General features: G+C 28.5%; 16 protein-coding genes. 8 read left to right on the top strand and 8 right to left on the bottom strand.

Translation table 11 applies throughout. The features are described from left to right. Positions 1 to 401: 401 nt before the first annotated feature. Positions 402 to 716: a hypothetical protein gene (locus CXF68_RS11765; RefSeq protein WP_157821915.1), complete on the top strand. Its 315-nt coding sequence runs from the start codon at positions 402 to 404 to the stop codon at positions 714 to 716. Positions 717 to 1137: 421 nt separating this feature from the next. Here CXF68_RS11765 and CXF68_RS11770 read toward each other — a convergent pair whose 3' ends face one another. From CXF68_RS11770 to CXF68_RS11790, 5 genes are all read right to left on the bottom strand, one after another. Beyond that, positions 1138 to 2274, bottom strand: coding sequence for an energy transducer TonB (locus tag CXF68_RS11770; RefSeq protein WP_198553808.1), 1137 nt, complete (start codon positions 2272 to 2274; stop codon positions 1138 to 1140). A gap of 225 nt (positions 2275 to 2499) precedes the next feature. After that, positions 2500 to 3087, bottom strand: coding sequence for a hypothetical protein (locus CXF68_RS11775; protein ID WP_101044917.1), 588 nt, complete (start codon positions 3085 to 3087; stop codon positions 2500 to 2502). 179 nt (positions 3088 to 3266) lie between these two features. Continuing rightward, complete coding sequence (locus CXF68_RS11780; protein WP_101044919.1) at positions 3267 to 4196, bottom strand: peptidylprolyl isomerase; 930 nt, start codon at positions 4194 to 4196, stop codon at positions 3267 to 3269. A gap of 94 nt (positions 4197 to 4290) precedes the next feature. Beyond that, positions 4291 to 5919 carry a hypothetical protein gene (locus CXF68_RS11785; protein WP_232771647.1) on the bottom strand — a complete coding sequence of 543 codons (1629 nt, stop codon included), beginning with the start codon at positions 5917 to 5919 and terminating at the stop codon, positions 4291 to 4293. Positions 5920 to 5949: 30 nt separating this feature from the next. Beyond that, on the bottom strand, positions 5950 to 7539 hold the full coding sequence (locus CXF68_RS11790; RefSeq protein WP_101044921.1) for a peptide chain release factor 3: 1590 nt from the start codon (positions 7537 to 7539) through the stop codon (positions 5950 to 5952). A 107-nt stretch (positions 7540 to 7646) separates the two neighbouring features. Between CXF68_RS11790 and idi the strand changes: the two genes are divergently transcribed. From idi to CXF68_RS11805, 3 genes are read left to right on the top strand one after another with little or no spacing between them, the layout of a single operon-like run. Next, the gene (idi, locus tag CXF68_RS11795) at positions 7647 to 8165 is read left to right on the top strand and encodes an isopentenyl-diphosphate Delta-isomerase (RefSeq protein WP_101044923.1); all 519 of its coding nucleotides are present in this window, start codon (positions 7647 to 7649) and stop codon (positions 8163 to 8165) included. Beyond that, positions 8158 to 8571, top strand: a complete 414-nt coding sequence (locus CXF68_RS11800) for a 6-carboxytetrahydropterin synthase (RefSeq protein ID WP_101044925.1) — start codon at positions 8158 to 8160, stop codon at positions 8569 to 8571. The genes idi and CXF68_RS11800 overlap by 8 nt, the downstream gene beginning before the upstream one ends. 4 nt (positions 8572 to 8575) lie before the next feature. Beyond that, a complete protein-coding gene (locus tag CXF68_RS11805) occupies positions 8576 to 9547 on the top strand; it encodes a type I phosphomannose isomerase catalytic subunit (protein WP_101044928.1) in 972 nt (323 codons plus the stop codon). Positions 9548 to 9591: 44 nt separating this feature from the next. Here the strand turns inward: CXF68_RS11805 and CXF68_RS11810 are convergent, their stop codons facing one another. Continuing rightward, entirely contained in the window at positions 9592 to 9918 is a 327-nt protein-coding gene (locus CXF68_RS11810; RefSeq protein WP_101044930.1) for a hypothetical protein, read from the bottom strand. Between the two features lie 474 nt (positions 9919 to 10392). On the opposite strand from CXF68_RS11810, the gene kdsB reads away from it, so the two are divergent. The 4 genes from kdsB to CXF68_RS11830 all read left to right on the top strand — a co-directional run bounded on the left by kdsB (position 10393) and on the right by CXF68_RS11830 (position 12556). Further along, positions 10393 to 11127 carry a 3-deoxy-manno-octulosonate cytidylyltransferase gene (gene kdsB / locus CXF68_RS11815; protein ID WP_101044932.1) on the top strand — a complete coding sequence of 245 codons (735 nt, stop codon included), beginning with the start codon at positions 10393 to 10395 and terminating at the stop codon, positions 11125 to 11127. Further along, the gene (locus tag CXF68_RS11820; RefSeq protein WP_101044934.1) at positions 11120 to 11806 is read left to right on the top strand and encodes an HAD family hydrolase; all 687 of its coding nucleotides are present in this window, start codon (positions 11120 to 11122) and stop codon (positions 11804 to 11806) included. Before kdsB ends, CXF68_RS11820 begins: the two co-directional genes overlap by 8 nt. A gap of 149 nt (positions 11807 to 11955) precedes the next feature. Continuing rightward, positions 11956 to 12222: a hypothetical protein gene (locus tag CXF68_RS11825; RefSeq protein WP_101044936.1), complete on the top strand. Its 267-nt coding sequence runs from the start codon at positions 11956 to 11958 to the stop codon at positions 12220 to 12222. A 136-nt stretch (positions 12223 to 12358) separates the two neighbouring features. After that, positions 12359 to 12556 carry a hypothetical protein gene (locus CXF68_RS11830; protein ID WP_101044938.1) on the top strand — a complete coding sequence of 66 codons (198 nt, stop codon included), beginning with the start codon at positions 12359 to 12361 and terminating at the stop codon, positions 12554 to 12556. Between the two features lie 18 nt (positions 12557 to 12574). Here CXF68_RS11830 and CXF68_RS11835 read toward each other — a convergent pair whose 3' ends face one another. Then, the gene (locus tag CXF68_RS11835; protein WP_101044940.1) at positions 12575 to 13039 is read right to left on the bottom strand and encodes a sensor of ECF-type sigma factor; all 465 of its coding nucleotides are present in this window, start codon (positions 13037 to 13039) and stop codon (positions 12575 to 12577) included. A gap of 2 nt (positions 13040 to 13041) precedes the next feature. Further along, entirely contained in the window at positions 13042 to 13581 is a 540-nt protein-coding gene (locus tag CXF68_RS11840) for a hypothetical protein (protein ID WP_101044942.1), read from the bottom strand. Positions 13582 to 13589 lie beyond the last annotated feature (8 nt).

Below are 13589 nucleotides of genomic sequence, written 5' to 3' on the forward strand. Positions count from 1 at the left end.
AATATTATTAGGAAGAGGTGGTGAGTAATATCAATTCAATCTATGATTTGAACTGTTATTTATGTACAGGAAACACAAGAGTTAACGAAGAAAAAAAATAAGATTATAAAAATACACTTGTATTTGTTAATGATTTTGGTGAGCTATACAGGATAAGACATAATAAGATCATGTTTTTTAAGGGGCGAATTGGAGTAAGGTAATTTGTTTTAATTCATATCATTGTATGATATTAGCAATATGCATATAGATATTCCTTAAAAAATAGTATAATTCTGGTAAAACGAATTTATAGGACTTATGAATAACTACATAATTATATATATGAGAATAAAGGTACTATAGTGAATGTAGTAGTCTGTATACTCATGGGAAAATACGGTGAAAATTTAGTGTGTCTAATGATGTTCAAAAAAGAAAATAGGCAACGAGTCTATTTTAAAAATAATAAAGAATCATTGTTAGAAGACTATCTAGAGCAAGAATTAGTATCGCAAGAGCGTTTTTATTTTAAGATAAATAATTTTGTATTGTTAATTCCTTTTTGGGCTGTTTGTTCTTACGTAACAATGATAACCCCAAAAAGAATAATTTTTAATACTGATGATTTAAAGAAGGTAGAGCTTGACACTTCTACAGAAGTAATATCTAAAATAACCAAAGGAGACGGTAAATTATTTAATTATTCATTCTCTTATTCTAGTGAAATATATTAATCACCAGTTAATATTATGATAACTAAATATTGGTATCGGCACATCTATTTTATATGCCTTTATTACACAATACTACGGATAAAGATTATTGTAGGTTATGAACTATTTTGGGATGCCTCTGTGTTAATATTATAGCTTAAATTGCAGTTTTTAGATTAAGAGTATTATTATAAATATAATATTTGAGTCAAAATATTAGAGGTAAATTAAATTTAAAGGCTTTTAATTCTTCTAAAACTGTGAATTTAATTTTGTGATGTGTAGAGGCGGGGGAGTTAACCATAATTACTTTATGTTAAAAAGAGTATTATACTATCTTTATTACTTTCTATAAATAAAAAAACCAGAGAATTTATTTCTCTGGTTTTTTTATTTATAGAAAGATATCAACTAATCTTATTTAATAGAAGAATAAGATTAATTATTTATTTTCAGATGATTGTAATGTGAAATTTATAGGTATATAGTATTCAACATTAGCAAGTTCTCCATTTTGTTTACCTGGAACGAATTTAGAAAGTTTAGTAACCATTCTTTTAGCTTCTTGTTCTAATAATTGACCATTTTTAGGGCCTCTCATTCTTATATTACTTACTTTACCGTCTTTCTGTATAATAAAACGAACCCAAACTTTCCCTTCAATATTTTGTATTGCAGCAGCTTCTGGGTAATTAAAGTTTCTTTGAATATGGCTAACCATTCTTTCGTTAAAACAATTAACTTTTTGAACATCAGAAACTTTTAAACAAGCTTTAAATTGAGGTATGCTTTGAACTTCATCAAATTTTATAAAATCAGTAATTAATTTTTCTTTTTTAGCAACTTTATTTATAGGTTTCTTTATTACTGTTTTTCTTACTACTTTTTTCTTTGCAACTTTAGAAGCATCAGGATGTCTAAAAGTAATTGGAATTCCATATTTAACTTTTACAGATTTACCATTATGTTTACCAGGAATAAATTTTGGTAATTTACTTACAATTCTACTAGCTTCTTTTTCTAGAGAAGCAGCATCTTTAGGACCTCTCATTTGAATACCATCTACATCACCTTGTTCATTTATTGTAAACTGAACCAATATTCTACCTTGTATACCTCCATCAATAGCATCTTGAGGATATCTAAAGTTACGCATGATATGTTTTGACATTTGATTTTCAAAACATTTTGCTTGTTTTATCAATGGAACGTTATTACACTTTTTAAATAAAGGAATTTCTTCAACAAGGTTAAACGGAATTCTTTCAATAGTTTCAGAATTATCTTCTAATTCAAGTTTACCAACTAATAAAGTGTTTTTCTTAATGTTAGCAACTTTTTGAGAAGTACTTGTTCCCCCAATAGCAGAAACAGTTTCGTTTTTTTTACGAACGACACGTCTTCTAGTAGAGACCTCGATTGATAATTGTTTCTTTCCCCCATCTTTACCATCTTTAATAGCACACTTTGTAATACTATTAGGATCAGCAATTGATTCATCAGGGTTTTCACAAACTTCTTGTTGTGCAACGGCTATCATTGATACAAACATAGCTGCTACTAATATGGGGAATTTCATCATAATCTCTTTCTATTTTTAAGGTGTTAACAAGAGTAGTTAACATATTTATGCTGTAAAACTACATAAAAAAATATATTTATGCAAATATGTTTGTGTTTTATTTTTTTTATTAAAACACTGGTATTGTAGTGTTTACTTTTTTTTGAAGAGAATAAGAGGTTTTTTTGCTATTAAAGAGATTATTGTTGAGTCTTTTTTATAAAGCCTTTCTTACTCAAAAAATTAATATAGAGTTAAGTTAAGAGGAAAGGAATATGTAACAATAACTGGTAAACCTTTTTCTTTTCCAGGGGTAAACCTAGGTAATTCGTGCATGATTTTATTTAACTCTCGATGCAATAAAGTATTTATTTTTTTGCTCTTTATTTTTGTGTTAATTACTCTTCCGCGAAGGTCAATACTAAATTGTAGATATACTTTTTTATCAATATCTTGATTAATAAATTTATCAGCATTAAATTTTTTAGAAAAGTGTTTATTTATTTTTGCTTTAAAACATTTAACATCATTTTTTCGATTCGATTTTACACAAGACTCGAACATTGGTATTTCTTCAACTATTGCAAATAATAATTTTCTAGATAGGTTGGGAGATATTTTAGTAGACTTACTAATAACTCTTTTTCTTACAGCTTTAATTTTTTTTATTTTTCTAGCCTTTTTTTTATTTTCTGTTATTTCACACTTGTTAATTGATATGGCATTTATATCATCAATTGTTTCTTCTGGTGATTCACAAACTGATGCTTGTGAGTAAATGGTAAATAAATTTAAGTTTAATAATACTATAAGTAAGGAGAGCTTTTTCATCTTTATATAATTGTTTATCACATTTCAAAGATCAAAAAGAAAAACCATTTATGTTTTAAGCGACTGTCATATGTAGTTTAACTAATTATTTAATAAATGTTATGAAGGTTAATTTAGTGTAAATAGAAAAACTCTCTATTTTAAATAGAGAGTTTTTAAATATTTTAAATATTTAAGGATTATTTTACATCCATTAATTCAACATCAAAAATTAAAGTTGCATTTGGTGGAATTACTCCTCCAGCACCAGCAGCGCCATAAGCTAAGTCTGAAGGAATCACAAACCTTGCTTTGTCTCCAACTTTTAATAATTGGATTCCTTCGTCCCAACCAGCAATAACTTGTCCCATACCAATAGCAAAATCGATTGGTTGCTTACGTTTGTATGAAGAGTCAAATACAGTACCGTCTAATAATTGTCCTTTATAATGTACAGAAACGTTAGCTCCTTTAGTAGCTTGTTTACCATCACCGTTTTGTAAAATTTTATAACGTAAACCAGTTGGTGTTTCATCGTAACCATTAGCAACAGAATCTAACAATTCTGTTTGTTTTGCTTTTTCTTCAACTTCACGTTTTTCACGAGATCCTTCAAAAGATCTAAAAGCTTCAACAGCATTGAATTTTTCAGCAGTTTCACCTACACGAACAATTTCAACATCCATACTATCTCCTTGCGCTACTGCATCAACTACATTTAGTCCTTCAATAACACTACCAAAAACAGTATGGTTACCATCTAAATGTGGAGTTGCTACATGAGTAATAAAAAACTGAGAACCATTAGTACCAGGTCCTGCATTAGCCATAGATAATTTACCTGGAGCATCATGCTTTAAATCAGGATGAAATTCATCATCAAATTTATAACCAGGGTTTCCCGTTCCCGTTCCTTGTGGACAACCACCTTGAATCATAAAATCACCAATTACACGGTGAAACTTTAATCCGTTATAATAAGGAGTTCCTTGTGGTTTTGCTTCATTTTCTAAATTTCCTTCTGCTAAAGCAACAAAGTTACCTACAGTTCCAGGAGTTTTTTCAAATTCTAAATTAACTAAAATATCGCCTTTAGGCGTAGTAAACTTTGCGTAAATTCCGTTATTCATTGTATTCTGTTTTTATTTATAGTATCTTCATTTCTAGAAAAATGAAAGAGTTTTTATTATTATTATTATTATATAATTTTTATTAAAGGCAAAATTAGTTTTTTACAGATAAAGTTGAAAGGTTAAAACTTAAACCTATGTTAATATTGTTTGATTTTACATTCCCGAAAGGAGAGTAATATTTACCTCCAGAAGCAAGAATAGCAATTCCATTAGTTATATCGTAGCTTAAACCTAGGGTAGGGCGTATAATAATACCTTCATCGGTATCTACACCTGCGCCACCACCAGCACCAGCCATTAATTCAATAAATCCACGAGCTTTACGGTTTAAAAAACGAGGAGAATATATTCCTCCTCCAACTAATCCATGAGCATAACCACCAGAACGACCTCCGTAAGCAAAACTAGCTTCACCAGCAATGTACAGCCATTTGTTAAGATCATAGTTTACTTTTAATCCGATAAGCTGTAGATCGATTTCTTTAGCTTTAAACTTATCATCCGTTTTAGCAACATCAAAATATAATTGATTTTGAATTTCAATTCGTAATCCTTGTGTATAAAAGTTAGTGTGTTTTTTTTCATTGGATGTTGTTCCGCCATTTAAACCGAAATATTTTAATCCGAAACCAACGGTATAGGCTTCTAAATCGCCTGCAATAGCACGATAGTAACCAGCATGACCACTTAAAGCTAATTTTTTAGATATTTTTAAATCAATTCCTGCGGAAGGATAAACCATTAACCCGCCTTCTGGAGCCACACGACCACCAGCTGCACCGATTCCTAATTTTGTAAAAATATTAATGTATTTTGATTGATAAGGATGGTAACCAGCACCAAAGAACAAATCCATAAAACCAGCTCGTAAACCTTTATATATAGCATCGGTATGGGCAAATAAGAAAATGTTTTCGTTCAGGTATTTTTGATATTCAAAGCCAATAACATACAGTGTCTCATTTAAGGCAGTACCATTATCTTTTTTAGAATTACCTATAGGTTTAAAAAAATCAAAACGTACTTGCTGGGCATTTTTCACAATAGATTTACTCCAAAAATTATCAGAAGATAAATTATTCGTTATAAATTCTTGATGTGCCTTGTTGTAATCAGTAAAACGTAAAAGACTTGGTATTTCAACAAAGAAAGAAACTGAGTTACTTTTTATTTCACCTGAATAAAAATTTAAATGACTGTATTGTATACCAAATGAATAATTATTCTTTTTATATTGTAATCCTATATTTGGATTTATAAATCCACCATCATTTACAAGATTTCTGTATCCACCACCACCACCAAAATGGAAGTTAGCATCAAAATAAATATTTTTGTATAATTTTTTATTTACACCTATTTCCGCACCTAATGTAAATAAACCCCCTTGATCTCCGGTAGTTGCAAAATGAAATGCGGCTCCTCCATATAACCAATCGTTAATAGGTATTTGGTAATGTAAACCTGCTAAGCCCATTGTAGGTTTTAAATTAGGAAACTTATCGGTAGGCATTTCAACAGGAATAAAATTCAAACGAACTTTATTGTGTAATTCTTTTCCTTTTAAATTGGATAAATTTTCTTGACTATGTAAGGTGAAGAATAAAAGACAAAAGCTAAAAGATAAAAAAACGTCATTGCGAGTAAAACGAAGTAATCTCTCAATAGATGAAAAGATTGCTTCGTTCCTCGCAATGACATTGTAATTTTTATTATTCATGTTATATAAATGCTTAAAACCAATTATTGGTTATTCAAACTCACTCGTTAAATGCAGTTTTACTGTAGGATATTTACTTTGTGTCATTTGCAACGTAAAAGAAGAATCTGCTAGAAACACCATTTTACCTTCTTTATCCTTTGCTAGATAACGTTGCTTAACGCGCTTAAATTCTTTGAATTCGTCATTTTTTTCATCTTCAGCTTCTACCCAGCAAGCTTTATGTACAGCGATGTTTTCATAAGTACATTTAGCTCCGTATTCATGCTCTAAACGATATTGAATTACTTCGTATTGTAAAGCACCAACGGTACCTACAATTTTACGACCGTTTATATCCATAGTAAATAACTGCGCTACACCTTCATCCATTAATTGGTCTAAACCTTTGTATAGTTGTTTAGATTTCATCGGGTCAGCATTATTTACATAACGGAAATGTTCTGGAGAGAAACTTGGAATTCCTTTAAAGTTTAATTGTTCTCCTTCTGTTAAAGTATCACCAATTTTAAAGTTTCCTGTATCATGTACACCAACAATGTCACCAGGAAAAGATTCATCAACAATTTGTTTCTTTTCTGCAAAAAAGGCATTCGGACTCGAGAATTTCATCTTCTTACCGTTACGAACGTGTAGGTAGGGAGAGTTTCTTTTAAAGGTTCCAGAAACAATTTTAATAAAAGCAAGTCTGTCTCTATGTTTAGGATCCATATTTGCATGGATCTTAAATACGAAACCGGTTAGTTTTTCTTCTTTCGAATCTACTAAACGTTCTTCAGCCTTTTTAGGTTGTGGTTCAGGTGCAATTTCAATAAAAGCATCTAACAATTCTTTTACTCCAAAATTATTTAAAGCAGAGCCAAAGAAAACGGGTTGTAAATCTCCTGCTAAATATTCTTGTTGATTAAATTTAGGGTACACTTCGTATACTAATTCTGATTCTTCTCGTAACGTTTCAGCAGCGGTTTCACCAATGATTTCATCTAATTTTGGATTAGAAAGATCATCAAACTCAACAGCTTCTGATATTTTTGTTTTATTATCTCCAGAAAAAAGGTTCAATTTTTTTTCCCAAATATTATAAATCCCTTTAAAATCATATCCCATTCCTATAGGAAAACTCATAGGAGTAACACGTAAACCTAATTTTTGTTCAACTTCATCTAATAAATCGAAAGCATCTTTACCTTCACGATCTAATTTATTAATGAATACTAACATTGGTATTTTACGCATTCTACAAACTTCAACCAATTTTTCGGTTTGAGGTTCAACACCTTTGGCAACATCAATTACAACAATAACACTATCTACAGCAGTTAAAGTTCTAAATGTGTCTTCCGCAAAATCCTTGTGACCAGGGGTATCTAAGATATTTATTTTTTTATCTTTATAAATGAAGGCTAATACAGAAGTAGCGACAGAAATACCACGCTGACGTTCTATTTCCATAAAATCGGAAGTCGCACCTTTTTTTATCTTATTATTTTTCACAGCACCAGCTTCCTGAATCGCTCCACCAAATAATAATAATTTTTCTGTTAAAGTAGTTTTACCAGCATCGGGGTGTGATATAATTCCGAATGTACGTCTTTTTTGTATTTCTTCTAAAAAACTCATCTATAAATTTTAAGGCAGCAAAGATAAGGTTAAATGCTTAACTGTTCAAAGGTTTAATTGTTGAACTGATATCATTTTTGTAAGTTTGCTTTAAGTATATTTTTAAGATGAAAGAACAAGTAATTTTAGTTGATGAGCAAGATAACCCGATTGGGTTAATGGAGAAGATTGAAGCTCATGAAAAAGCATTATTGCATAGAGCATTTTCTGTTTTTATTTTTAATGATAAGAAAGAATTAATGCTACAACAACGAGCAGCAGATAAATATCACTCTCCTTTATTATGGACAAATACTTGTTGTTCTCATCAAAGAGATGGAGAAACAAACCTAGAAGCAGGAAAAAGAAGGCTTCAAGAAGAAATGGGTTTTGTTAGTGAGTTAACGGAAGTTTTTTCTTTTATTTACAAAGCTCCTTTTGATAATGGATTAACAGAGCATGAATTAGATCATGTTATGATTGGAAGTTTTAATGACGAGCCTAGTATAAACAAAGAAGAGGCAGAATCTTATAAATGGATGACTTTACAAGCAGTAAAAAAAGACATTGAAGATAACCCTGAGGTATATACTGCTTGGTTTAAAATTATATTTAAAGAATCTTATGATAAATTAATAAATGCCTAAAGTAACAGTACATAGAAAAGCGCATTTTAACGCAGCTCATAGACTATTTAATCCAAAATGGTCTGATGAAAAAAACTTTGAAGTTTTTGGTAAATGTAGTAACCCCAATTATCATGGTCATAATTATGAATTAATTGTTTCTTTAAGAGGAGAAATAGATAAAGAAACAGGGTTTGTTTATGATTTAGGAAAGTTAAGGGAATTGATTAAAACAAAAGTAGAAAATGTTCTAGATCATAAAAACTTAAATATAGAAGTAGAGGAGTTTAAAAGTTTAAATCCTACAGCCGAAAATATATCTGTAGTAATCTTTAATAAATTACGTGTAAGTATTCCTGAAAATTTAGACTTAGAAATTACATTATATGAAACACCACGAAATTACGTAACTTATAACGGAACATAATAGTATGATAAACCAACTACTAAGATTTGAACCAATTTTGAAATCTAAAATTTGGGGAGGAGAGAAATTACAAACTTTACTGAATAAGAAATCTGATAAAAAAGATATTGGTGAAAGCTGGGAGATTTCTGATGTAGATGGAGATGTTTCTATAATTAGTAATGGTGATTTAAAGGGAGTAAGTTTAAAAGATCTTATAAAGGAATTTAAACAAGATGTTTTAGGAGAAAAGGTTTATCATATCTTTCAAGAAAAATTCCCGTTATTAATTAAGTTTATTGATGCTAAGAAAAAATTAAGCTTACAAGTACATCCTAATGATGTTTTAGCGCAAAGAAGACATAATTCTTTAGGTAAAACAGAAATGTGGTATATTGTTAATTCAGATAAAAAATCAAAAATGATTGTTGGTTTTTCTGAAGAAACAGATAAAAAATCTTTTTTAGAAACTATAAATTCAGGTAATGAGTTAGAGTTACTTAATATTGATTATGTAAAAAAAGGAGATACTTTTTTAGTGCCAGCAGGAAGAATACATGCAATAGGGAAAGGTATTTTATTAGCAGAGATACAAGAAACTTCTGATGTTACTTATCGAATATCTGATTGGAATAGAAAAGATGTAAATGGAAGAAAGAGAGATTTACATTTAGACCTAGCATTAGATGCTATTGATTACTCTGCAAAATCAAATTATAAGGCCGAATATCAAAAGAAAAAAAATAACCCGTCGAATATTGTAGACTGTAAATATTTCACAACCAATTTCTTACACTTAACAAAGAACTATACAGTAGAACATTTTGATAAGGATAGTTTTGTTATTTATATGTGTGTGGAAGGAACAGCAATATTTAAGTATGAAAACCAGCAAGAAAAGTTAGAAATGGGGGAAACTATTTTAATTCCTGCATGTATAAAAAAGGTAGATATTATTGTTGCAAATGCTAAACTTTTAGAAGTTTATATAAAGTAATACAGGTTTAATTAATAAAAACAAAACCTGTACTAAATTTAAAACTATTGTAAGTTGTAGCTAAAAATAGCGTTACAAATGGTTTCCTTTTTCACAGATACTGTTATGTTTAAAATAATTTCAGTATTACTTAATTTTTTAATATTATTTTTAATAATAATATTATCGTTTAAATAAGCCTTTTTTAAAATATCGAATTCAATACTCTTGAAGTGAAAATTAGAGTATTTGTAAAGGTTGATGGAAGAATTTACACTAAACTCAACCTTGCTGTATAAAATAGAAGTTTTTAATGTTTTGTTTTTGTTAACCTGTTTTTTGTTAACGGTAAAATATGATGAATTATTTTGATGAATTATTTGAGTTTTCATGATATTAAGGTGTTATAGAAGGTGATTTAAATTTTCTAAAAAAGATGTTTTTAACTAAATACATTGTTTTTATTACGTACATACAAATTTGCTTAGTATTTCCTAATGTGTTCATTATTATAAAAATTAAAAGTTATTAAATAAAAAAAAGGTGCTTTTTGTTAAAAAAGCACCTTTTGTAGTTTGTATTAAATGTTGGTTTTAAAACCGTTGTTTAAACTTATTTTTCTGAGAGCTTTCTATTACATATGAATATTTTTTACGCATGCAAATATTATACATAATAATGCCTGCTGTGTTTAAAATAACCATATATGTTTTTAAAAGTTCTTTCATAAAAATCAAAAGTAATAAAAAAATAATAAAAGGAGGTAAAGTAGAAAATATTAATATTTAATTTTAAAAGAAGTTTTTGGATGATTTTAATAAACTGTTTAAATATGTATCTTTGAAGATAGTAAATAACTATAATTTATGAAGATAATAGCAATGATTCCTGCTCGTTATGAAGCGTCTCGTTTTCCAGGGAAATTGATGAAGGATTTAGGAGGTAAGCCAGTAATATTAAGAACTTATAAAGCAGCTGTTGATGCTAATTTATTTGATGAAGTTTACGTTGTGACAGATTCTGATGTTATTTATAAAACAATAACTGCTGAAGGCGGGAAGGTTCTAAAAAGTGTAAAAGCGCATGAGTGTGGTTCTGATAGAATTGCAGAGGCAGTAGAAGATTTAGATGTAGATATTGTTGTAAATGTACAAGGGGATGAACCATTTATAGATACGGTTTCATTATCTAAGTTAATTGAAGCTTTTAAGAATGATGTAAATGAAGAAATAGATTTAGCATCTTTAAAAGTTGCAATGACAAATATAAAAGATATTGAAAACCCTAATAATGTAAAAGTAATTACAGATACGAATGATTTTGCAATTTATTTTTCGAGAAGTGTAATTCCTTTTCATAGAGATAAAGAATTGAGTGTTACTTATTATAAGCATAAAGGTGTGTATGCTTTTAGAAAGAAAGCATTAATCGATTTTTATCATACACCAATGACACCGATTGAAGCAGCAGAAAAAATAGAGTGTATACGATATTTAGAGGTAGGTAAAAAAATAAAAATGATAGAAACTTCAGTAGAAAGTATTGGTATAGATACTCCTGAAGATTTAGAAAAAGCAAAAAAAATAATAGAAAATGAATAATATTAAAGTAATTGCTTTTGATGCCGATGATACGCTTTGGGTAAACGAAACTTATTTTAGAGACGCTGAAAATGAGTTTGCAAAACTCTTATCAGGTTATGAAACAGAAAATAAAATTCATCAAGAATTATATAAAAAAGAAATTGATAATCTTAAAATTTACGGTTACGGAATAAAAGGATTTGTATTATCTATGGTTGAATGTGCTTTAGAATTATCTAATTATAAAATTAATCAGAAAACAATAAATAGAATTCTTGAGATAGGAAAAGAAATGCTTGAAAAGCCTATTAATTTGTTAGATGGGGTAGAGGAGGTACTAAAAAAATTGCAAGGCAATTATAAATTAATTGTAGCAACTAAGGGAGACTTGTTAGATCAAGAAAGAAAATTAGATAAATCAGGTATTTTAAAGTATTTTCATCATACGGAAGTGATGAGTGATAAAAAAGAAGGTGATTATTTAAAATTGATTAAGCACTTAGATATTGATGCATCAGAACTATTGATGATTGGTAATTCATTAAAATCAGATATTTTACCATTGGTTGAGATAGGGGCTTCTGCAATTCATGTTCCATTTCATACAACCTGGGCTCACGAAGAAGTAAGTGAAGCGCAAAAAACAAATACGTACAGTACGGTATCAAATATTACAGAGGTGTTGACTTTTTTATAAAAAATTATAAGAGAGAATAATAAAAGGTTAATGTAAATTGTGGTAAATATAACCAAGTATTTGGTCATAGATTTCAGACTAAATAATTTTATTAGAAATTTGAAGCTGAATTAGATAAAATAAATTAATTTTGCATCAAAATTATAATTATGGCAAGCATAAAGAATTTAAAAAAAGATATCAATTATACATTAGGCGATATTATTGAAGAGTGTTACATGTGGGAGTTATTAAACTCTAAAGAAGAGACTGCAAAATCTGAAGCAGTTATTGATGAAGCTATTGCAGTTTTTGATAATTTATTAGAAAAAGTTAATGCTAAAGGAGTTGAGAATAAAAAAGCTCATTATAAGGCAATTAGTACTGAGTTAGAAACTAATGCAACTGCTTTGATAAATAAAGTAAATAACTTATAATAAGATATAAGTAAAATGTAAAAAACCGATACTAAATTTAGTATCGGTTTTTTTTATGAAAATTTAACATACACTAAGGAATAAAAAATCGTAAATTACGTTTAGATTATATGAACGATTAAATTCCCCTTAAAGTATGGCGAGAGCAATGTACGAGTACACTAAAACTGTATTAAAAAAAGTGAGTTTTAATACAGATTTATTTAAAAGAGAACTAGAAAAAGCGTTAAATAGGTTGTTACCTTATGAAATAGATGAATTAGCTATTTGGTTAAGACAGTTTACGGCAAATAAACCAGATTTATATGTTTGCTTAAGACTCGTTAAGAAATAATAAAAAAAAAGAAGCTTTTTAGCTTCTTTTTTTATTTCTCTTACCTCTGTGTTTTTTCATGAGTTTACGATTAAATTCATGTTCAGAAATTTCTAATTTTAGAATTTTATTAAAAGACAGTATTTTAGAAATTTTTTTATGAAAAGAAGTTTTGATCTCGTGTTGTTGTTGCTTTATTAACTGAATTTTCTTTAAAATTTCTTTTGATTTTTTTTCAGACAAACTATCAATACCACCATTTTTTAATATGTTTTTTTTAATATTAAAATGTTCTTCTCTATGAAGCTGCATCATTTTTTTGTTGTACTTATTGTAAAAAGGCCAAAATTTTTGAGCTTCATCTTCTGTTAAATTTAACTTATCTGTTAGGTAAGCAATTTTATAAGCGCGAATTTTTTCATAACTACGCTTTCTTACTTGAGCTTGACCAGGTAGGTTACTTAAGAAAGTAATAAATAATAGTAAGAGTATATTTTTTTTCATTATTATTGAATTTCATTTATAAGTATTGAGTTGTCCATTGTGTTTAGGTAACTCTCTATGCTTTCATCATTTATTGTCGTTAAAAAAGCTTCATCAAAATCAGAATTATCTATAACAGTCGCTAATTCATTGCTATCTGCACTTCCGTAGCCATTTTCATACCAAAATGTTATATCGGCCTCAGTTATATCTTCAAAATCATATGTGGTACTAGTATTAAGGTAATTTAAACTGATAAATAATAAAACGGATGCAGCAGCAATAAGAGGAACAAACTGTAATATTCTTTTACGTAAAGAGATAACTTTTATATTTTTAGTTTTCTTTATATTTAATTTTTCGAAAATATCATCTTCAACAGTAGTAAAATAATTGTCTGGAGTTGAAAAAATGTTAATTCCTTTAGATAAAGATGTAGGTTTTATCATTGATAAAATACGATCATCTACTTTATTGAAATAACTATCAGGAGTAGAAAAACCAGTTTTCTTACCCATTTTTTTGTTTATATAGTCTGTGCTATTTTTTGTTGTTTTATTCATCTCTATTT

It is taken from the genome of Tenacibaculum sp. Bg11-29 (assembly GCF_002836595.1).
Lineage (GTDB): Bacteria > Bacteroidota > Bacteroidia > Flavobacteriales > Flavobacteriaceae > Polaribacter.